This window comes from Okeania sp. SIO2C9 (genome assembly GCF_010672455.1).
Lineage (GTDB): Bacteria > Cyanobacteriota > Cyanobacteriia > Cyanobacteriales > Microcoleaceae > Okeania.
Map to the genome: position 1 here is coordinate 1 of NZ_JAAHGO010000089.1, position 20,789 is coordinate 20,789.

A 20,789-nucleotide genomic window follows, 5' to 3' on the forward strand; every position below is an offset into this window, starting at 1 on the left:
GACTTTCACCTACATCTACATAAGAGTTAGATAACATCTGTTTTATCCCTTGAGTTATGTCATTCTGTGTAAATCTTATTGAGATTTCTGTTTTAACAGTCTGATTTTCATCAAGAACGAATCGCACTTCCTCTCTATTTATTGCGGATGTGGCAATAGTCATGAGTCAAAACTGCTATAATTTTTGCCCAGGTACTTATTTTCCAATCTATGGACGAACAAATTTATTAAGTTGTTTAACCAATAAATGTACAGTTGTGGAAGGATTATCATTAGCAGGATTATTTGGGTTATATTGCTTGAATAACTTCTCGGCATTTTTAATTGCTTGAGGTTGCTTACTTTCCAATATCTCATACATTTTGTTGCTATTTTTTTCATATTTTTTATTCAGCTTTTTAGTTAAAGCTTTTTTATAATCTTTGCGAGACATGTCAGTATCTCGATATTCAAAATGTAACAAATACCAAATTTCAAATGCTTCATTTGAATAAGCAACTTTAATATTATTATTTTCAGCATCTTTTATAGCTTGATTAAAATTTTTTACCGGAAATGAATCACGGTCAAATACACACCATACTTGATTGTAATCACCATCTTCTTTCATAATCTTGAGAGCTTCTTTAACCAAACTAATTGTATTTTGACCTAATCCTCGCACATCAATCACATCTTTAGGTACGCGGAAACTACGAAAATAATTTGGTTCCGTTTCTTCTCCCTCACAAACTATCAAAAAACGCTCAATAACTTCTCGTGTTGCTACTGTGTCATTTCTTGAATAACGACTATATTTACTTTTTCCAGAATGTTGATAATTTCTCTTATATTCTTTTTTTTTAGCCATTTTTTTCAAATAATTCAGTTAAATTACCAAGAAAAGGTATGGCTCCATACTTACCCTTAATATAATCACTTTCAAAACTCGCATCATTCGGTACTTTGTATTCAACTAAAGAATATAAATCAGTCGCTCCCTGCCGATTTTTTTCTGTAAACCATATCTGGTCTCGTCTAAAAATCTTATTACTAAGTAAATTAGTATCGTGAGTCGTAAAAATAAGTTGTGCCTTTTTAGGATTTGTTGTATTAGAGTTAAATAAATCAATAATTGCGCGAGTGATGATTGGATGTAACCTAGCATCAAGTTCATCAATTATTAAAATTTATCCATTTTTTAAAGTATCCAAAATTGGCACGGCAAAAGCAAACAATTTTTTAGTTCCTTCTGACTCATCCTCATAAAAATTAAATACTTCTAAAGATGCCACTTTTCCTTCTAAATCATACTTTTTATGAAAGGTTTGAATATCATCAGTGTGCGCTCCATGATTTATCATAAATTTTCTAAATTCTTCAGAGTAAATATCAGAAAATTGTTCTGGCAAAATATTTATTGTATCAATTTTAATATCATCAATACCTAAATCCCATTTTCTAATTAATTGAATAATTTCTTTTTTATATTGACTATCCTTGAAAAATTCAATTGTGAGTTGTTGATAAAAATCGCTATGTAATCCTGAAATTATATTCAAATCTCTAAACCACCGCAAAATACTTGTAGAGATTTTGCCATTAAATTGAGCATTAACAGACAGAAAAAGAGCATTATTTCTGGTTTTATCAGCGATAAATTTACCGAAATACTGATTTTCACTAAATACATTAGTCATCTCAATGCCATTTTCATCACGTTCAAATAGTCTAGTCTCCCTAACTTTTGGCACATAAAATAACCATTCAGAAACCACCTGTTTTTTATCGACTTCAAAACCATACCTATATAATTTATGGTCTAAAATAAAAACTATTTCAAAAAAAGAAGGCTCTCCTTCTGTTTCCGTACTTAGCCTAAACTCCTCTACATTAATAGCATCTTCTATCTGAGTTTCTTTTGAAGAATTAAGCACAAACCGACGCATAAAATCTAATGCTTTAACCAAATTACTTTTGCCACTAGCATTCGCGCCATAAACAGCAGAACTTTTCAGCAAATTTAATTCATCATCAACTTGAAAAACATTATTTTTATCAACACTTTTATTATTAGCAGTTAAATCTGTAGTCACCATACTCAAAGTGACAATTTCTTGAAAAGATAAATAGTTACCAACACTGAATTGAATCAGCATAGAATTATAAAGAATAGATCGAGTGGTAAATTTGTGAAAAAATTACAAATTTACACTAATTATACTATTGATGATTACTTTATATGAAATAGAATAATTACCGCTACGGAATATCTCCCATAACACCCTGAAAAAAGAGAAAATATATAGCAAATATTTTAATATTTCAGATTATATAAACAATTTTAATATGTGCATTGTATATAGGTAAGCATTTCCGTTTGTCATGCTGCGCAAACAGCCTTCAGCTAGCCTTCTACAGATGAACTGCGGACTTCAGCTATCAGCTATGAGTTATTAACTTATTATCGCACCGAAGGAGAAATTAATTTCCAAAGAGTAAAATATGTTTGCTTAGGCATTTCGCACCGAAATAAAAAGGTTATCAGCTAACCTTAGTAAGTTATTATGTTCATGCATCTGAATGCGAGCGCATGACAAACGGAAATGCTGAATATTAATAGCCGAATGCTGACATATATAATAGGGAAAAATCATAGTATTATAGCAATCATAAATCATTTGTAAAAAAATTCAGGATATATAAAAACTCTCAAACTTTTACCCCTATTTCCTGTTTCTTAAATTCAAAGATATTTTTACCAGCAACTCAAATAGGATTACTATATCTATTTAGAATAGATAAATTCTCATTCCCAGGAGTTTTGCTATAGTATAGAAATACTCAAGAATAAAATCATAGAAATGACATCAGAAAAAGAATCCTTAAATCAACCAATAACAGCTAACTCCATAACTCCCTGGTGGCTAAAAATATGGCAACAACAAAAAGAAAATATTAAAGTTTTGGCGATCGCTTTATCTTTATCTTTATTAGTCAGAATATTAATTGCAGAACCAAGATATATACCTTCAGACTCAATGATACCTACTTTAGAAGTAGGCGATCGCCTAGTAGTGGAAAAAGTATCTTATCATTTTCATCCACCTGCTAGAGGTGATATTATTGTTTTTCAACCACCTCAACAGTTACAACGCTATGGTTATGATCAGAATCAAGCTTTTATCAAAAGAGTTATTGGCCTGCCAGGAGATACTATTAGAATTGAGAATGGTCTAGTGTATATAAATGACCAACCGCTGACTGAAAATTATATTGCTGAACCTCCTGAATATACTTTGCCAATTTCAGTCGAAGTTCCTAACAATCAATATTTTGTAATGGGAGATAATCGTAATAATAGTAATGACTCTCATGTTTGGGGTTTTTTGCCTAAGAAAAATATTATAGGTAGGGCAATAATTCGCTTTTGGCCTTATCAAAGATTAGGAGCGTTAAATCCGAAATAATTCTCCTAATACCTAATACCAATTTGATAAAATATTGCGACATTCATGTAACAGGGAGTAGGCAGCATAGCCAAGATAAGTATATGAAAAAAAATCAAAAAGGTTAAATAAAGGAAGCAGAAATTTGAGATGTTATCTCAAGAGCGCTTCAATAAATTCAATCAAACATTTTTATTATACTTAATCATCATCATCATCCGGACATGGTATAATTTTTTTCACCCTTAGTAAAACACTTAAAACTTAACATTTAAAACCTAATACTTAAAACCTAATACCTAATACTAAATCCGGTTATTATAGGGTAGTTACCTAAATATTCAAATCCTTATCAGACAAAGATTTTGATTTTTTTGAATATCTCCTTACTAAACCGGATTTTGTATAAGACCTAAAACTTAACACCGAAAACCTAATACCGAAAACCTAATACCTAAATTCCTTACCATTGTTGTTTATCTAAAACAGGAGGTAAACTAAGTTTAGGAAATTTGTAGAATGTATCTCCTTGTTCATCAATTTCTAAGGTTGCAGTGAAAACTTGTACTTGACCTTCAAGATATTTCTGAGCTATTTGAGCATCAACTTTAGCCGCAGCAGCTAATTGAATTAGAGAAATTTTACCATTTTGAAGTTCTAATAATTTGTAAAAGGCATCATCTAAAATACGCTTTTGTTCTCTGTCATTAGATATATTAAATATAAATGCACCTAATACAATTCCTAATCCTGTGAATATTACGAATTCGATAACAGCCATTTAATCAAAAAGAGAAATAAGTAAGAAATAATAAATCAGAATAAACCAAAAATCCGAGAGATAAAATTAGAAGATTAGCTATAGCAAAATCCAGAAGAGAAAATGAAACTATAGATGTATAGTAAAACTTTTTTTACCTATAACAACTGTAATAGCAGTGGAAAGAAAAGGTGCGGACATATCAAAAGCTTAAAACTAGGACAACGCCAGATTTTTCCTTCTTCCTTCTTCCTAAATTTTTCCTATTTTTATAACTGTAATTTTTATTATTTAAACTTTAAACTAATTAGAGTAATTGGTAGCTTAGTCTGAAAATATCAAGATGATTTTAGTCGCTAAATTATCCAATTACCCTAATTTTAAAAATGATAAAGAACCTTGCTTAAACTCCAGGTTCGACAAGATTTTCTAATCCGGCAACTACCTTAGCAGAAATAATTTTGTCTCCTTTACCTAATTTTTCCAAAACCTTTTTCCCTTCCACCACATAACCAAAAACCGTATAACGACCATCCAGTAAATTTACTCCTGCAGGCGTTAATTCTGGTTGGAATAAGAAAAAGAAAAATTGAGAAGAACCACCATCATTTTCAGATTCAGGACGAGCCATTGCCACTGTACCATAAGCAGAAAAAGGCAGAACAGGTTGTTCCCGAAAACGACCAATTTCTTCTAAAGTAAAACTATATATTGGTTCCTCATCTCCCTTGACCAAAATTTCCAGTGGGATATTACGGTACTCACCACTATCAGGGTCAATAAAACCAACTTCTGGGCCAGGAGGGTCTCCAGTTTGTAAAACATAAGACTGTTCTGAGCGAATAAACTCTAGGCCATCGTAAAAACCCCTCTGAACTAAATCTACAAAATTACCAGCAGTAATAGGGGCACTATAACCATCAACAACCAAAGTCAAAGAACCCTTTTCCGTTTCCATCTCAATAGTAGCGCGACCTTTGAGTTGAGGTAAATTAGCAAACTCTGAAGGAACCTCAAACGGAAATCCTCCTAGCATCAACTTTTCAAGCTGACCAACTAATGCCAGTAGTTGTGCCCGTTGCTCCAATACTTGTTCCCCATCTTTAGCTTCAGCAACTTCTCGAATATTAACAATGCCCTGCTCAAGTTGTTCAATTATGGCCTCTGCCTCAGATTGTTTAGACTCAGAAACACCAGCTAATAACTTAGGCTTACTAATATTAAGAACCCTAGATGCAGCAGCAATATCACTACTAACAGAGGACCAACGTTTACCTCGCAGTCTATTAGCAATGTCCTCCAGACTCCTTTGTATTTTACGCACTGGTTCATTGTCTATCGGTAGAGCATACCTTAATAATGCCTTACCATCAGTAATCGGATCGCCCTGGGGCAAACGACTTTCACGAGTTGTTGTGCTACCACCAAAGTCCCACCAAGCAGCACTAAGACCAACAGACAAAGTGAAAAGTAATAGTGCTAGGATGCCAGTTTTAAGCAAGCGTTTACAAGTGTTAATGACGGAATTGTGAAGATTTAGCATATTTATGAATTTTTATTCCCTTACTAATATTACATGGCTGTCCACACTCATCGGATTTTTGGGGGTAAAAATTAGGTTTTAGATTTGGTCACCAGTTAGTTTTGCTGATGTATAGGAATAGGCAATAGAGTAGAGATATAGAGTTATACCAAATCTCAAAAGTCTTGCTACATCTCCTTGAGAGTAGGGAGTAGGCAGTAGGCAGTAAGCAGTAGAGTTCAAAGACATAAGATATCTTGGCTTAATGCCGAGAATCGTTACAAACATTACTGAACTATTATTACTTAATAACTGAAATCTTAATTAAGTATCGCATTAATGCATGGGAATTGGTATTATATCATGTCCGGTTGAACAGTTATAAATAAATCACTCAGCATAATTCAGGAGTCAGTCCTCAGGAGGGAAGAAAGAAGAATAGAAGGAGAAAGTTTTTTGATCACTAATTACCCGGACATGATCAGGACTTACGCATAACCACCACATATAGTAGGGATAGTAGGGACGTTAACGATAGTTATGCGCCAGCAAACGGCCGTTTGCCCCTACAGATGGTGTAGAATTTTATATTTTGCGTAAGTCCTGATGAAAACATTACGCATTTAAGGTTAAGACATTTTGCCTTCTAGAGTTGTTGCCTTTTCCTAGCAGAATGCTGCGCAAATAACTCAAGTCTATTGTCTTAACAACAGAAAGTACTACTATATGCCTTACAGCGCTTTTCAAATTGATGAACCACATCGTCATAACCAAAATCCTGTAGGGGCGAATGGCCATATAGCCTGACGGCATGGGCTTCGCAATTGCGCCCCTAGTGTGGTCTACTGAAATGAAAACCGCTGTAATATGTCTCAGACAAAAAACTTTTGATTTCGACCGCCAGACATCAGAGATTTTACATAAAATTATTTTGACGAGGTGCTAAAAATTGCTTTCTACTCCTACGATATTTGACAATTTTTCTGACTCTCGAATATTGTACGATGTCTAATGTTAAGTTCTAATCTGATAATTTAATTAAAAACCGCAATAACGTTGTTATATGATTTCTAGTAATGATTTTCGCCCCGGTGTGACTATTGAATTGGATGGTTCGGTTTGGAGGGTAGTAGAATTTCTGCACGTTAAACCAGGCAAGGGTTCTGCTTTTGTCCGAACAAAGCTCAAAAATGCACAGACTGGTAGTGTTGTAGAAAGAACATTTAGAGCTGGTGAAACAGTACCTCAAGCTACTTTGGACAAGAGAGCTATGCAGCATACCTATAAAGATGCTGACCAATTTGTGTTTATGGATATGGAAACTTTTGAAGAGGCCAATTTAAGTTCAGAGCAAATTGGCGAGCGTGTTAAGTATCTTAGCGAAGGTATGGAGGTTAATGTTATTAAGTGGGGCGAACAAGTAATAGAAGTGGAACTGCCCAACTCAGTAACTTTAGAAGTAACTGAAACTGACCCTGGTGTTAAAGGAGATACTGCTACTGGTGGTAGTAAACCTGCTATTGTCGAAACAGGAGCTCAAATTATGGTTCCTTTATTTATATCTAGAGGAGAACGGATTAAGATAGATACTCGAAATGATTCTTATTTGGGTAGAGAGTAATAGCAGAAAACTAGATTTATTTTAGAAGTAAGTTATGCATTGATTGCGTAATTCTGAGTGATCTTTACGGGGGCTTAATAAATGTGCATAATTACCACCGCACAAAGCCCCTTTAGAAGATCAAGATGGACTTAAGAGAGGAATAAAAAAGATAAATTGATAATTTATTTATTGTAATTGATTTTAATTTGGGTTTGATCGGAAATCTAATTCAGTATTCCTAGCAGGGAATAAGCTTCCTGTCTTTTTCTTTAAACTGCTACATTTTTTTATTAATAAGTAGTAATTATGCTAAAACCTAAATCTCAACCTCACTTCTGTAAGAAAAAAAAATTATGGCTTTGAATTTCACGCTTCTACATCTATACTAAAACAGTATTGAAGAAGGAGACAGGAGACAGGAGACAGGAGACAGGAGGAAAATTACATGGGGATTCGCTCCCCCAAGTAATTTTGAACACCCCCGTTGACGGTGGGGTATTAAACCCACAAAGAAAATGATAAACTCTTCTTTTTATTAAGTATTAATTGAGTTGAACGCCGATTAAGTGAGGATATAAAAACAGTGCAATTAGATTTACATCAACTGCGGGAACTACTAACAGCAATAGACCAAACTAATATTTCGGAGTTGACTTTAAAAAGTGGAGATTTGGAATTAACGGTACGTAAAGGAACTTTATTTAACGATCGCCTCTCATTACCTTCTTCCTATGGGACTGACCCTTCCGAATTTGTTTCTCCTGGTACTACCTCATTAGATACAACAGCTACAAAAACTGCTCCTATGACTTCAGGAACACCTCCTACGGTCTCAAACAAATTTGAAGAAATTTTATCTCCAGTTGTGGGCACTTTTTACCGCGCTCCTGCTCCTGATGAACCATCATTTGTAGAAGTAGGCGATCAAATTACTTCTGGCCAAACAGTTTGTATTATTGAAGCGATGAAAGTTATGAATGAGATTGAAGCAGAGGTCTCTGGACAAATAGTAGAAATTTTAATCGAAAATGGACAACCTGTAGAATATAATCAGCCTTTAATGTTAGTTAATCCCAACTAGACTGTATAAAAATCATGCCACAATTGATTGAAAAGCCTACTCGAATTGAACCTACGGGTAATAAACCTAAGCAAATTGACGAATATATTGGTCATGTCAATAGCCAAACAGATGCTATTAGCGTTGCCCAAATGCGCTCTCCTAGTGGCTGGATGGAACCCGGCCAAAGGCCATAATTTGATGAATTTACTCTGGTACTTCAGGGAAAACTATGTGTTGAGTATGAAGGCGGTCAGTTAGAAGTTAATGCTGGCCAAGCAGTAATAGCTCGCAAAGGAGAATGGGTAAAATACAGTACACCTGGCGCTGAGGGAGCAGAATATATTGCTATTTGTTTGCCTGCTTTTTCCCCTCACACTGTAAATCGTGATTCTGATTGACTTCTCCCCGGACTCAAGTCACGGGGATTCTAAGTAGATACTACGCAATACCGATAAATCCGTGTTACTTCATCTATTCTTAGCTGACCAAAGGTATATTCTTTGGGGACAAGTCAAAGTTCCCCTACACAGTCGGCTAAGGCTAATACCTAGCGTTCTGCTTACTTTTTGTTAAAAATAATAGCACAGGACAACTAAAGTTGTCTAGTCTAAACGACTTCCTTGTTTTCATCCCCCGGTTAAAAAACGGGGGCTTTCAACGTCGCTTTTCGGTAAATACTGAAAAACTAGACTTTAGTCAGGAGTGGCTTTGAACTATCTGTTTACTTTCAAACCGCCCCTAAAATGGTATATGATATCTAAAATTGGAACTCTTGCTGAAAATTATCGCGAGTAATGGGCTGAGATACTTCTAAACCTTCACCCCCAAGCATTTTTAAAGGTTTACCACCGACAAAAATCCACACTTTTACATCTGGTTCTAAAGTAGAGGCAGTATAGATAACTTGTCCCAAGCGACTCATCATCGAAGCACTACCGCCTCCAGAAGTAAATTCTTCAGATAAGTCGATGTAGACCCCATTATTTTCCACAGTAAGTGCTTGAACTTTTGTACCTGTGGGAATAGCACTAAGGACATCGGTATTTGCTGGACCTACGAGCAAGCGATCGAAGGCAGCTTTTAAAATAGCTTCTGGTTCGTCTGCTGTTTCTAATTTTACTGTAGAAGAAACTAAATCAATTTCTCCAGTAGTGTCTTTAACCCAATAAAGTTCTACAGTTTTTTCTGTAACTGCTTTGGGTTGAGGCACATATAAAGGAACAGAGTCTGGAGATTCAACTTTAGTAGGAGGTGGGGGGGGTAATGTCCCATCTGGCGACTCTGAAGTTGAGGGAGTTGTAAAAGTCTGAGAATTATCAGAAGTTTTTGTGGTGGTTGATTGTAAATTTGTCCATAAGGCGATGCCACCACCTACCGCCACTGCCAATGCACAAACACTGGCCACAATACCGAGAGATAGATTATTAGTTTGATTTTGATCTTTCATTGTGAGGACTCTCCTTGAGAATTAGGCATAATGGCGGTGAGGAGCTAAGGTTAAGTTTTTCTGAGTTTATATTTGATAATTCTATTGTATTGCAGGAAACAGGGAAGAGTGGGAAAAATATTTTCCCTATACAAGAAGAAAGAAGGAAAAATATTGCCTTGTCTGAGTTTTCACCATAAAAGTTTTATAGCGGTTTTCACTCATGTTGATTACAAAACTTCTGGCCTCAAAATATATTTCCTCTGCCTTTAAGCAAAAATCTCTGTATTTTATGAAACATGAAAACTGCTATAGCGTTTCTCAGTAAGCGTGATGTACACCTATCTTGATTTCTTTTCCTTATTCCCTATTCCCTAAAATAAACGAATTTTGGGGTAAATCTCATTTTTGCAAAAATAATTTTTTCCTATATATTGCCTTCCGGAGTTGTTGCCTAAAGGCGATAAATTTCTGGCTTTATTAACCCATTGAGATGCACCCGAATTGTGTACCTCACGCTTTTTGGGAATTGCTATATAAGATTGATTTGAGAATAAAAATTAATTCTCTAAATGCTAATTTTAGAATCAAGGCAAATCATCATTAATCCAAAGAAGAATGACGAATAGTATTGAGTTCAGGCAACTTTAGCAAAATACCAATTAAAAACCAGTAATAAACGGCTACTGGCTCAACATCCAAAGGATAATATAAGGTGTTATGACTAATTAATAAAATAAATACTCAGATACAAATTCTTAGACTAATTAATTTTTTATCTGTAAGTAATTGCCAATATTTGCCTGTCAAAAATATTAAATTAGTAACTACAGCTAAGAAAATCAGAACTCCAAAAATTCCAATTTCATGTAACATTTTAGGATAAAATGTTTCAATCAGCTTAGTTTGACAAAATATTCGGGCAGCATTAGTAGCAGTACCTAAACCATGCCCCAGAAATATTTTTTGTTCCTGAATTACATACTGGAATTGATAGATAATAAAATCTATGGTTGAGTTTTCATTGTCTGGTTTGATTAACAATAAAATTCCCATGACAAATGCTACTATACCTAGTATAAATCCTGGATTTTTTAACCACCTAAGATTATTTACTATACCAGTCAAAACTAACAGTAGTAAAAATATTATTGGTACTAAAACTAAGGTAATTGCTTGACCTGAAATTATTGCCATTGTTAATACTAAAGCCACATAAATCCAACTAACAATTCGCTAATTATGATTAGGAACGCTGACTGCTGAAGCCAAAGTAAAAAAGCTATTAGCAATTAAAAACCAACTCCACTGCCAAGGTGCAACAAAAGTTCCTGGCAAGCGAATTATATTAACTTCTGGGGTGAAAATAATTGCTCCACCTACAAAACATTTTGCTTCTAGAGTTGCTTTGAATAATTCGTCTCCAACTAAGCCACGAGTACCGACACAAATACCCGTGCTTAATAACAGAAATTGCACTAAACCAAGAGTACAGCAAATTAAGGCAAGTATGACTAAAAGTCGCGTCATAAAAAATAAATATTGTCGCTCTCTAATTAAATAATAGGCACAAAAAAATCAGAGGAATATATCCCATTAATACTTTGAAGCCGATTAATCCTTGCATGAACTGCTGGCTGCCATTCACTAGAAGAAGAACTAATAAACACCAACCCAATAAAATTATTAGAGAAACTGCTAAAGATTTAGATATTTTAAACTGCTGAAGTTGCTGTCGCTACTCTTTAATTAAAGCAATTAAAGCTGGAAAATATAGGGCATCTTTAAAAAAAATCAATAGGGTACTGCCATTACCAAAAAGTGAGGTATAAAGCCTCCCCTTTTAAGGGGATGAAAAAATATTCAGTTCAGTATTTCAAGCCTCCGGCTTTAGTCGGAGGTACTGATAACTGATAACTGATAACTGATAACTGAAATGACCAATCCAGTAACTAACAGTACCACTAAAAGGCAGATAAATTAAAAATGTCCGGAGTGCTTTTTGGCGATACTTATAAGCAAATCCTAGAAAGAAAAAAATAACTGCACTGAAAAATCCTGCCTGAAAAGCATTACTGAGATTTATCACTAAAAAAACAGCAATAGTTAACAAGACAAAAATTAAATTTTCACGGGAAACTTGAGACCTTGAGGGAATCATTTTAATGCTTTATCAATCAAATCTTTAATAGTAGATAACAGCTCCGCCACAGGAATTTCCTGATCTTGATGAGTCGCTCTTTCTACCAATTCTACTTTGCCAGATTTGAGCGTAAGCAAATCCTAGACAGATTAAGTCGGCATCTTTAAACTTAAAACCCGCTCCCTCATCTCGGTCATCTAAAATAGTTTCAATTCCAGTTTCATTTAATTCTTGATAAAGATTTTCTGCTACTTCCATTTGTTGAGCATCCTTTAAGTAACAGTACTACTAAAAGGCAGATAAATTAAAAATATCCAGAGTGCTTTTCGGGAATACTTATAAGCAAATCCTAGAAAGAAAAAAATAACTGCACTGAAAAATCCTACCTAAAAACTATTACTGAAATTTATGATTAAAAAAACAGCAATAGTTAACAAGACAAAAATTAAATTTTCACGGGAAATTTGAGACCTGGAGGGAATCATTTTAATGCTTTCTCAATCAAATCTTTAATAGTAGATAACACCTCCGCCACAGATATTTCCTGAGATTGATGATTAGCTCTTTCTACAAATTCAACTTTGCCAGATTTTAACGATCGCCCCGTAACTATTCGATAGGGAATTCCAATTAAATCTGCATCTTTGAATTTAACACCCGCCCGCTCATCTCGGTCATCTAAAATAGTTTCAATTCCAGCTTCATTTAATTCTTGATAGAGATTTTCTGCCACTTCTATTTGTTGAGCATCCTTAATATTAGGAATACAAATAACCACATGATAAGGAGCGATCGCCACAGGCCAAATAATCCCATCTTTGTCATAAGACTGTTCCACTGCTGACTGAGCCAAACGGGACACACCCACACCATAACATCCCATCACCAAAGGCTTTTCCTCACCCTGCTCATTTGTATAAGTTGCCCCCATAGCTTCAGAATACTTCGTCCCTAACTGGAATATATGACCTACCTCAATACCTCTAGCAGTTTCCAGGGTTTGATTCGGGTCATGGATAGAGCGATCGCCTTTTTGAGCCTTTCGTACATCTACCACCAACTTTGGCAATTCAAATTCCTGGCCCCAATTTGCACCCATGACGTGATAACCAGATTCATTACTACCTGTTGCGAAATTTGTCAAGTTTACAGCCGTCTGGTCTACCATTCGTAAGAACTTAGAACTTACCTCTTTACTAGAAGTAATATAATCATCAGACAAATCTGGAGCAATATAACCCAAAGGTAAAGACTTAGTTGCCCATTTCTTTTGAGCCTCCACATCTGGCACAGTCAAAGCCAAAACAGTTTTAGCCCCATAATTTCCAGCCAACTTAGTCAACTCATTCAACAACTTCACATCATTAACATCTTGGTCTCCCCGGATATTCACCAAAACCAAAACAGTCATTCCATTGTCATAAACTGCCTGATATAAAACATTTTTCACAATATTAGTAGGAGAACATTTGAGAAACTTGCACAGCTTTTCAATAGTCTCCGTGCCAGGAGTTTCCAATTTTTCATAACTCTCAAAAGGTGAAATTTCTGCATCAGGTGGGATAGAAACAGCTTTTTCCAAATTTGCTGCATACTTGCCATCCTCGGTATAGAGAATTTCATCCTCACCAGCATCGGCCAAAACCATAAATTCTTGAGACCCAGACCCACCAATAGCTCCAGAGTCAGCATCGACAGCGCGAAATTCTAATCCACTGCGACGTAACATATTTCGATAAGCCTTATCCATATCCTGATAAGTCTTTTTGAGACTTTCCTGGTCAGTATGGAAAGAATAGCCATCCTTCATAATAAATTCCCGGCCTCGCATTAACCCAAACCTGGGGCGAATTTCATCCCGGAACTTAGTTTGTAGTTGATAGAGATGTAGAGGTAGTTGGCGATAGGAGCGAATCATATCTTTAGCAACAGTAGTAATTACCTCCTCGTGAGTTGGACCTAACCCTAATTCCCGATTTTGACGATCAATTAGAGAAAACATAATACCCTCAGCCTGAGTATAAGTATCCCAACGACCAGACTCTCGCCACAGGTCAGCGGGTTGAAGTTGAGGAAGTAGACATTCTTGGGCACCAGTAGCATCCATTTCTTCACGGACAATTTTGGAGACTTTATTGAGGACCCGCAACATTAGGGGTAGATATGCGTAGAGACCACTGCCGATGCGACGAATATATCCAGCACGGATGAGGAGTTTGTGGCTAGGAATTTCTGCTTCTGCGGGGTCGTCTCGGAGAGTGACTAATAACATTTGAGATAGTCGCATGGTTGTTCCTTAGTAGAAATAATGATTATTTCAGATAGTTTAGGACATCTGGTACTGCTTCACTGAAATCAAAATTCAAAAATAAGGATACTTCTGATTTTTAACTTAATAGCAGAAAGAAGAAGGAAAAATATTGCGTTGTTTGAGTTTTAATATTTTGATATGTCCGCGCCTTTTCCTTCGACTACTATAACAGTCCGCTCTGGAGTCATATTAGGTCAAAGCGCTATATGTTGATATAAAAAACTATAGTGCTACCCTAAATATAGTGTTTTACCTAAAAAAATCTCTAATTTCTGTTGAGTAATAAAATTCAGATATTTAATGGGTACCACAAGCAGGTCATATTAGGTCAAAACGCTATATTTTGATATAAAAAACTATAGTGCTACCCTAAATATAGTGTTTTCTCTGAAAAAATCTCTAATTTCTGTTGAGTAATAAAATTCAGATATTTAATGGGTACCACAAGCAGGTCATATTAGGTCAAAACGCTATATGTTGATATAAAAAACTATAGTGCTACCCTAAATATAGTGTTTTCTCTGAAAAAATCTCTAATTTCTGTTGAGTAATAAAATTCAGATATTTAATGGGTACCACAAGCAGCTCATATGAGGTCAAAACGCTATATGTAAAGATAAAAAACCATAGTGCCACGTAAGTATAGTGTTTACCATGAAAAAATCTCTAATTTCTGTGGAGTAATAAAATTCAGATATTTAATGAGTACCACAAGCAGCTCATATTAGGAAAAAACGCTATATGTCTGTATTGCAAGCTATAGTTCCACACTAAATATAGTATTTACCATGAAAAAATCTCTAATTTCTGTGGAGTAATAAAATTCAGATATTGAATGGGTATCACAAGCAGCTCATATTAGGTCAAAACGCTATATGTTTGGATTAAAAACTATAGTGCTACGCTAAATATAGTTTTTTTCTGAAAAAATCTCTAATTTCTGCTGAGTAATAAAATTCAGATATTGAATGGGTATCACAAGCAGCTCATATTAGGTCAAAACGCTATATGTTTGGATGAGAAACTATAGTGCTACTCTAAATATAGTGTTTTTCCTGAAAAAATCTCTAATTTCTGTTGAATATCCACAAAGTAAAGTAGGAAAAAGAAAGTTTCTGTTCCTGACTACTTTTAGTCATAAGTTATTGAAATACCGAAGCTAAGTAATCTATATACTACTCAGAAATATTTTCCGTTCCCTATTTCCTGTTATCTCTTGCAGCTCATATTAGGTCAAAACGCTATATGTCTGGATGAGAAACTATAGTGCTACGCTAAATATAGTTTTTTTTCTGAAAAAATCTCTAATTTTTGTTGAGCAATAAAATTCAGATATTGAATGAATACCACAAGCAACTCATATGAGGTCAAAACGCTATATGTTTGGATTAAAAACTATAGTGCTACGCTAAATATAGTTTTTTTCCTGAAAAATCTCTAATTTCTATCTATTGCCTGTTCCCTGTCATCTATATACTACTCCGGAATACTTTCCGCCCCCTGTTCCCTATCCTCTCTTAAGCAAAGTTTTGCTACCATTTCAGCTCTTGACGAAACCCCAAGTTTACGAAACATCCGCTTCAAAGCTTGTTTTACTGAATTTTCTGTAATCCACAAAGTTGCTCCAATCTTTGAATTAGTAAATCCTCTGGCGACCAATTCTGCAATTTGTGCTTCCCGTGGGGTTATGTTGGAGCAATTCATCCGAAACACAAAAGGTTTCGAGCGTAGCACCGCTAGTCTTGTAGAAAGATGGAGACAAAGTGCATTTAGATCTGCCAGATTATCTGCATTAAAAGCCTGGTCATAACGATCACGTGTAAAGGCAATGCCACCTACAAGTTGACCATTACTGACGATCGGACCTAGCATAACGTGTCCATGATCTATGCGAGGACAAATCCTCTGCCAAACTCCAGGAGGTAACATTACTTCGTCATGGACAGCAGCATGGCGTTGAACCACATATCGCAAAACAGGATTATAGTCTAGCGACAAAGCTCGTTTAATCATGGCTGGGGTATGTTCATCAATAGCAGGAAGCTGGTCTAAAAAAGTCAGCCCCCAGCGTTTGGCAGCAAAATAATTGCCTATTTGGGCCATAATTGTTTGCCTTAGTTCTTGTTCATCCTCTGCTTGAGCGATCGCTTGGAATAAAGCTGACAAAGAAATTCCCATAAGCACTTACGCAAATACAATATATTTATCTATCTATATCTATAATGAACAAAAACTATAAAGTTTGTTTTAAATATTTAGTGTTTAGAACTCATTTAACTTTTTTGCTAATTTGAGCAGAATTAATATTAATTATTCTGATGTTTACTTTTCCTTCTACGGAGGTTGTATGCAACGTTCCTACTGCTCAATAAAATGTAGAAAAGTTTTTGAGCAATGGTATGAGTTTTTGCTATATAGAACTACGCAAATAAGTTATACAAAATTGAAATGAAGCTGTATAGAATAATATTTAAAGCATAATTGACCGCAGTTAAGCTTAGATAAAGATAGATAAATTTAATGAATTTCATCATTCTATACAACCTCATATCAAACTGGTATTATGGCAATTATAAACACTCAAACGAGCGTCAGGGATTACTTCTAACTTCTGAATTTTGAATTCTGACTTACTTAATAATTAAAGTTTAAAGCCTCTCCTTGAAAAGAAGAGGTAATTATTAATTATTAATTATTAATTATTAATTATTGAAGCGTAGCGCCATAAAGTGTACCCGATCGAGGTCTATACGCAGATAAGTGATCAATTTTAATCTGGATTCAGGATTGTTGATAGGAGAAACCAATGACTAATTATGCTTATCCTGAAGTTCTAATTGACACACAATGGCTGGCCGAACATCTCAATGATTCTAAAGTCCGTGTAGTAGAGGTTGAGACAAGTCCACAGTCAGACAAGAATGCTCATGCTCATATTCCAGGTGCAGTTTTGTGGAATATTAATGACCTGCTGTTGCCGAATCTCCAGATAAATCTTGAGGTAAATGCCATAGAGAAGCTACTTTCACAATCTGGCATTACCAATGAGACAACTGTTGTTCCCTATGGCAGCGACCCTGGAATAGGAGGTTTTATCTTCTGGCTATTAAAATTGTTTGGACATCAAGATATACGAGTTTTGAACGGCGGATATAAAAAGTGGATGTCAGAAGGTCGTCCAGTAACAGCAGAATTATCAAGTTTCGCACCGACTGAATACAAGGCAAAACCAATCGATCAAAGTCTACGAGTATTGTATGAGGAGGTTCAGTTATCAATTGGTTGTCCCGATACAGTCATACTAGATGTTCGTACTATTCAAGAATATGAAGGCGAACACTTTTTAATGAAGCCGCCAGAAGGTTCGGAACGTGCAGGACATATTCCCAGTTCTATTCATATTGAACATATACTCACCTTCAATGAAGATGGAACTTTTAAATCATTTGATGAGTTACAGATGCTCTACAGTAGTCATGGCATTACTTCAGATCGGGAAGTTTTTCCTTACTGTGCAGTTGGTGGGCGATCAGGTTACATCTGGTTTGTTTTGAAATATTTACTTGGTTATCCCAAGGTTCGGAACTATGATGGTTCGTGGAATGAGTGGAGTCGCTTGTCTAATATCAAATCCGTTTAATTCGGCACTTCAACAATTAATAATGAATAATGAATAATGAATAATTACCTCTCTATGAATTGAAGAGGATTGACAAATTCATGAAAATTTTTTTTCACAGGAGTCGATTGGATATGGCGAGGAGACTTCGCCATCCCATCCTAGGTCATGCTGCGCAAACGACCGCTTATTATCCCCTTAAAAGGGGAGGCGCATACCCACAATTTTTCGGTAAAAAATGTTCCATCTTCAACCATTACCAAATATTTCTCGATCTCCCCATCTCCCTATCTCCCTAACTCCCTAACTCCCCATCTCCCCTACTCACCATCTAATTACACCGATGCTACCGGATTTTATATAATGTGCTCATTGAGAAATAGAGAATATAGTAATTCCCAAGAAGCGTATTGTATTTTTTAAACTGAAATACGGTAGTTATGAAAAAAATAATGATTGCCGATTCAGCCAATTTTCTAAATCAGTTATGCTATTGAAGTCTAAGAAATTTTCTCCCAAATTTTCCAACTCTTCAATAGTTAAATTTTCAATTTTGCTAATCGTTTCTTCTGTCTCAAGTTCCCCAAAACGCTTTTTCAGTAGACGCATTATTAATGCGATTGCCTCATTTTGTCTTCCTATTTCTTTGCCTTTTTCTTCAGCAAAAGTTATTTTTCCCCTTTCATCTTGCAATGCCATAGCACGGCGATCGGCAATTTCTAATTCTTCTGAATTCATACCAGCTTGATTAGCAAAATTTAAGGCTAATTCTATCTCCGATACTTCCCCTAAAATTGGAGGAATCTCATCGAAACTAGAAGCTTCTTTGAGGAAATAAATCAATTTATCGGCTAAATTTTCTAATTCTGATATTTTTTTCTTAAATTTCGGCAATTCTATAAATATTAACTGCAATTCCTCGTCAAGATATTCAAATTTTTCCTCTTTTTCTTGAAATACAAATTGATTAATAATTTTCTGGGTTTCGTCGAACATAACGAAGTCTGTAATTGTTACTGCTATAAATGGTTTGAGACGAATATAATCCTCTGCTATTTGTAACTGATTAGCATATATTTTCGCCATGTTATAAAGTACCCGTTTGCTAAAACCAGTCATGGATGACATTTACGACTATTTATCCATCTACTAAAACTGCTTTTACGTCTAAATAAGTGTATTTTAAAGTTAACACTTGACCGGGATTATAGGGATTAATAATGGTTAAAGATGCAATGATTTTTTCGCCATCATAAATAATGGCATTGAGAAAACTAATTAATATGTCTTTACTTTCTTTGGAACCAAAAACTTTTTTGAATACATAATCTATTTTAGGGCTGATAAATCTCATTTTTTTCTTGTCACAAGTATTCTAAAATCAAACTTTTTCATAACACAAACAATATAGCATATAGTTCTGTATATTCACTCATCTGGAACAAGTTTATATCAAGAATAACAGCCATTTAATAAGCAATTTTACTGAAATAAATACTGTATGACTACTTCCAATATGCTACTCAAATTACCATTTTTTCTTGCCTCTAACTTTAGCCAGAGTTAATGATAACTGATAACTGAAATGACCTTAATAATCTGATACTGCCATTTCCAAATAATTAGAAATTTCCCGACAATAATCATTACATAACTGCGACATTCGGAAATCTTCATTACGAGGATAATCTACATCTATTTTAACATCTGCTACTACTCTACCAGGGCGGGCAGCCATAACAATTACTTGTTGAGATAAATACACCGCTTCATAAATATTGTGAGTGACAAAAACTACAGTCCAATTTCGTTCTTGCCATATCCTTAATAGATCGCTATTAAGTTTACTGCGAGTCATTTCATCTAAAGCTCCAAAAGGTTCATCCATCAAAACAATTCTTGGCTGAGTTACTAATGCTCTTGCAATAGAAACTCGCATCTTCATTCCACCTGATAATTGTCGTGGATAAGAACGTTCAAAACCATCTAATCCTACTAAATTAATGGCTTCTTGTACTATTGTTCGAGATTCTCTGAGAGATTTTCCTATTAGTTTTAGAGGTAAATGTACGTTATCAATAACGTTAGACCAAGGCATTAAAGCTGGTTCTTGAAATACAAAAGCTAATTCATTTTTATTCTGGTCTATATTTGATTCAATTTTTCCTGAACTAACTTCGCTTAATTTTGATATTAATCGCAATACTGTACTTTTGCCACAACCAGAGGGACCAACAAAAGTCACAAATTTACCATGGTTAATTGTAAAACTTATGTCTTGCAAGGCAATAGTTTTATTAGGATAAATCTTATTTACATGATCAAAGGAAATAGCTGAATTATTAGTATTATTCATATCGTTACTTAATATGATGGCGCTTTATTACTTTTTTTTAGTCTAACATAAATCTCAATATTTTTTATGGGATAAAAATGCTTTTTTGTGTGAAATGAGGTTGGCGCTCTCCATTCTTAAGGCAAGTATTTACAAGATTTTTTAGGATAGTAAATAACCTTTAATATTGAGATTAATTTATCTTGTGTATTGTGCTAATAATCTGTAGTTTATATTATCAAAAAGCTACTCTATCTTCAATAAAATTACACTCATAAATTATCAAATATCAAATTAAAATAAAATGTGAAAAATACTATATTTTAACAATTAATAATTAATAATTACCTCTCCTTAAAATGGATAAGATTGGCGAAAATGATTTTTTATCTTTATTTATTCTTCAAATAAGAGGCTTTAAACTTTAATTACAGCAACTGCTTGAAAAATATCTGGAGAATTTTCTGACTAATTTAGCTAGGCTACGCCAGTAGGTGCTCATTTGTAAAAAACATTTATCAAATTGGTATAATTCCCATTTATTGCTAAAATTAGCAAAATAGTCTTAACTCGAACTGA

19 protein-coding genes and 2 pseudogenes are annotated in these 20,789 nt (G+C 34.7%); 6 read left to right on the forward strand and 15 right to left on the reverse strand.

What is annotated here, in order from left to right; genetic code table 11:
- Positions 1-208: 208 nt before the first annotated feature.
- Together F6K23_RS34725 and F6K23_RS34730 are read right to left on the reverse strand one after the other, a co-directional pair.
- Positions 209-850 carry an RloB family protein gene (locus F6K23_RS34725; protein WP_293164928.1) on the reverse strand — a complete coding sequence of 214 codons (642 nt, stop codon included), beginning with the start codon at positions 848-850 and terminating at the stop codon, positions 209-211.
- Positions 843-2,138, reverse strand: a pseudogene (locus tag F6K23_RS34730) (ATP/GTP-binding protein). The gene F6K23_RS34725 and the pseudogene F6K23_RS34730 overlap by 8 nt, the downstream one beginning before the upstream one ends.
- Before the next feature lie 705 nt (positions 2,139-2,843).
- On the opposite strand from F6K23_RS34730, the gene lepB reads away from it, so the two are divergent.
- Positions 2,844-3,449 carry a signal peptidase I gene (gene lepB, locus F6K23_RS34735; RefSeq protein ID WP_293164931.1) on the forward strand — a complete coding sequence of 202 codons (606 nt, stop codon included), beginning with the start codon at positions 2,844-2,846 and terminating at the stop codon, positions 3,447-3,449.
- 442 nt (positions 3,450-3,891) lie between these two features.
- Here the strand turns inward: lepB and F6K23_RS34740 are convergent, their stop codons facing one another.
- The 3 genes from F6K23_RS34740 to F6K23_RS34750 form a co-directional block, all read right to left on the reverse strand.
- Positions 3,892-4,209: a hypothetical protein gene (locus tag F6K23_RS34740; RefSeq protein WP_124145888.1), complete on the reverse strand. Its 318-nt coding sequence runs from the start codon at positions 4,207-4,209 to the stop codon at positions 3,892-3,894.
- 382 nt (positions 4,210-4,591) lie between these two features.
- Positions 4,592-5,731 (reverse strand): peptidylprolyl isomerase, encoded by a 1,140-nt coding sequence (locus F6K23_RS34745; protein ID WP_293164935.1) that lies wholly within the window; start codon positions 5,729-5,731, stop codon positions 4,592-4,594.
- A gap of 78 nt (positions 5,732-5,809) precedes the next feature.
- A complete protein-coding gene (locus tag F6K23_RS34750) occupies positions 5,810-5,959 on the reverse strand; it encodes a hypothetical protein (protein ID WP_293164938.1) in 150 nt (49 codons plus the stop codon).
- Between the two features lie 814 nt (positions 5,960-6,773).
- Here F6K23_RS34750 and efp point away from each other — a divergent pair.
- The 4 genes and pseudogenes from efp to F6K23_RS34770 all read left to right on the forward strand — a co-directional run.
- On the forward strand, positions 6,774-7,331 hold the full coding sequence (efp, locus tag F6K23_RS34755) for an elongation factor P (protein ID WP_293164941.1): 558 nt from the start codon (positions 6,774-6,776) through the stop codon (positions 7,329-7,331).
- A 565-nt stretch (positions 7,332-7,896) separates the two neighbouring features.
- Positions 7,897-8,394: an acetyl-CoA carboxylase biotin carboxyl carrier protein gene (gene accB / locus F6K23_RS34760; RefSeq protein ID WP_293164943.1), complete on the forward strand. Its 498-nt coding sequence runs from the start codon at positions 7,897-7,899 to the stop codon at positions 8,392-8,394.
- Between the two features lie 14 nt (positions 8,395-8,408).
- Entirely contained in the window at positions 8,409-8,570 is a 162-nt protein-coding gene (locus F6K23_RS34765; protein ID WP_293164945.1) for a hypothetical protein, read from the forward strand.
- A 12-nt stretch (positions 8,571-8,582) separates the two neighbouring features.
- Positions 8,583-8,774 (forward strand): annotated as a pseudogene (locus F6K23_RS34770) (cupin domain-containing protein); the annotation flags it as partial.
- 359 nt (positions 8,775-9,133) lie between these two features.
- On the opposite strand, the gene F6K23_RS34775 reads toward F6K23_RS34770, so the two are convergent.
- The 7 genes from F6K23_RS34775 to F6K23_RS34805 all read right to left on the reverse strand — a co-directional run bounded on the left by F6K23_RS34775 (position 9,134) and on the right by F6K23_RS34805 (position 16,422).
- Positions 9,134-9,823, reverse strand: coding sequence for a GerMN domain-containing protein (locus tag F6K23_RS34775; protein WP_293164948.1), 690 nt, complete (start codon positions 9,821-9,823; stop codon positions 9,134-9,136).
- Positions 9,824-10,546: 723 nt separating this feature from the next.
- Positions 10,547-11,017, reverse strand: a complete 471-nt coding sequence (locus tag F6K23_RS34780; protein WP_293164951.1) for a hypothetical protein — start codon at positions 11,015-11,017, stop codon at positions 10,547-10,549.
- A 21-nt stretch (positions 11,018-11,038) separates the two neighbouring features.
- Positions 11,039-11,332, reverse strand: coding sequence for a hypothetical protein (locus tag F6K23_RS34785; RefSeq protein WP_293164954.1), 294 nt, complete (start codon positions 11,330-11,332; stop codon positions 11,039-11,041).
- 346 nt (positions 11,333-11,678) lie between these two features.
- Positions 11,679-11,963 carry a hypothetical protein gene (locus tag F6K23_RS34790; protein WP_293164957.1) on the reverse strand — a complete coding sequence of 95 codons (285 nt, stop codon included), beginning with the start codon at positions 11,961-11,963 and terminating at the stop codon, positions 11,679-11,681.
- A 24-nt stretch (positions 11,964-11,987) separates the two neighbouring features.
- Entirely contained in the window at positions 11,988-12,203 is a 216-nt protein-coding gene (locus F6K23_RS34795) for a His/Gly/Thr/Pro-type tRNA ligase C-terminal domain-containing protein (RefSeq protein ID WP_367267902.1), read from the reverse strand.
- Between the two features lie 223 nt (positions 12,204-12,426).
- Positions 12,427-14,232 carry a proline--tRNA ligase gene (gene proS, locus F6K23_RS34800; RefSeq protein ID WP_293164960.1) on the reverse strand — a complete coding sequence of 602 codons (1,806 nt, stop codon included), beginning with the start codon at positions 14,230-14,232 and terminating at the stop codon, positions 12,427-12,429.
- Between the two features lie 1,500 nt (positions 14,233-15,732).
- Complete coding sequence (locus F6K23_RS34805; RefSeq protein WP_293164962.1) at positions 15,733-16,422, reverse strand: LuxR C-terminal-related transcriptional regulator; 690 nt, start codon at positions 16,420-16,422, stop codon at positions 15,733-15,735.
- A gap of 640 nt (positions 16,423-17,062) precedes the next feature.
- Between F6K23_RS34805 and F6K23_RS34810 the strand changes: the two genes are divergently transcribed.
- The gene (locus F6K23_RS34810; protein WP_293164965.1) at positions 17,063-17,896 is read left to right on the forward strand and encodes a sulfurtransferase; all 834 of its coding nucleotides are present in this window, start codon (positions 17,063-17,065) and stop codon (positions 17,894-17,896) included.
- Positions 17,897-18,313: 417 nt separating this feature from the next.
- Here the strand turns inward: F6K23_RS34810 and F6K23_RS34815 are convergent, their stop codons facing one another.
- The 3 genes from F6K23_RS34815 to F6K23_RS34820 form a co-directional block, all read right to left on the reverse strand.
- The gene (locus F6K23_RS34815) at positions 18,314-18,994 is read right to left on the reverse strand and encodes an Rpn family recombination-promoting nuclease/putative transposase (RefSeq protein ID WP_367267903.1); all 681 of its coding nucleotides are present in this window, start codon (positions 18,992-18,994) and stop codon (positions 18,314-18,316) included.
- Positions 18,995-19,013: 19 nt separating this feature from the next.
- On the reverse strand, positions 19,014-19,229 hold the full coding sequence (locus F6K23_RS42435; protein WP_367267904.1) for a PD-(D/E)XK nuclease family transposase: 216 nt from the start codon (positions 19,227-19,229) through the stop codon (positions 19,014-19,016).
- Between the two features lie 237 nt (positions 19,230-19,466).
- Positions 19,467-20,231 (reverse strand): ABC transporter ATP-binding protein, encoded by a 765-nt coding sequence (locus F6K23_RS34820; protein ID WP_293164968.1) that lies wholly within the window; start codon positions 20,229-20,231, stop codon positions 19,467-19,469.
- Between the last annotated feature and the right edge of the window lie 558 nt (positions 20,232-20,789).

What these genes read in the sequence shown, in the direction of transcription:
- F6K23_RS34725 (WP_293164928.1), bottom strand. Translation starts at nt 850, where the DNA reads ATGGCTAAAAAAAAAGAATATAAGAGAAATTATCAACATTCTGGAAAA.
- lepB (WP_293164931.1), top strand. Translation starts at nt 2,844, where the DNA reads ATGACATCAGAAAAAGAATCCTTAAATCAACCAATAACAGCTAACTCC.
- F6K23_RS34740 (WP_124145888.1), bottom strand. Translation starts at nt 4,209, where the DNA reads ATGGCTGTTATCGAATTCGTAATATTCACAGGATTAGGAATTGTATTA.
- F6K23_RS34745 (WP_293164935.1), bottom strand. Translation starts at nt 5,731, where the DNA reads ATGCTAAATCTTCACAATTCCGTCATTAACACTTGTAAACGCTTGCTT.
- F6K23_RS34750 (WP_293164938.1), bottom strand. Translation starts at nt 5,959, where the DNA reads ATGTCTTTGAACTCTACTGCTTACTGCCTACTGCCTACTCCCTACTCT.
- efp (WP_293164941.1), top strand. Translation starts at nt 6,774, where the DNA reads ATGATTTCTAGTAATGATTTTCGCCCCGGTGTGACTATTGAATTGGAT.
- F6K23_RS34765 (WP_293164945.1), top strand. Translation starts at nt 8,409, where the DNA reads ATGCCACAATTGATTGAAAAGCCTACTCGAATTGAACCTACGGGTAAT.
- F6K23_RS34775 (WP_293164948.1), bottom strand. Translation starts at nt 9,823, where the DNA reads ATGAAAGATCAAAATCAAACTAATAATCTATCTCTCGGTATTGTGGCC.
- F6K23_RS34785 (WP_293164954.1), bottom strand. Translation starts at nt 11,332, where the DNA reads ATGACGCGACTTTTAGTCATACTTGCCTTAATTTGCTGTACTCTTGGT.
- F6K23_RS34790 (WP_293164957.1), bottom strand. Translation starts at nt 11,963, where the DNA reads ATGATTCCCTCAAGGTCTCAAGTTTCCCGTGAAAATTTAATTTTTGTC.
- F6K23_RS34795 (WP_367267902.1), bottom strand. Translation starts at nt 12,203, where the DNA reads ATGGAAGTAGCAGAAAATCTTTATCAAGAATTAAATGAAACTGGAATT.
- proS (WP_293164960.1), bottom strand. Translation starts at nt 14,232, where the DNA reads ATGCGACTATCTCAAATGTTATTAGTCACTCTCCGAGACGACCCCGCA.
- F6K23_RS34810 (WP_293164965.1), top strand. Translation starts at nt 17,063, where the DNA reads ATGACTAATTATGCTTATCCTGAAGTTCTAATTGACACACAATGGCTG.
- F6K23_RS34815 (WP_367267903.1), bottom strand. Translation starts at nt 18,994, where the DNA reads ATGACTGGTTTTAGCAAACGGGTACTTTATAACATGGCGAAAATATAT.
- F6K23_RS42435 (WP_367267904.1), bottom strand. Translation starts at nt 19,229, where the DNA reads ATGAGATTTATCAGCCCTAAAATAGATTATGTATTCAAAAAAGTTTTT.
- F6K23_RS34820 (WP_293164968.1), bottom strand. Translation starts at nt 20,231, where the DNA reads ATGAATAATACTAATAATTCAGCTATTTCCTTTGATCATGTAAATAAG.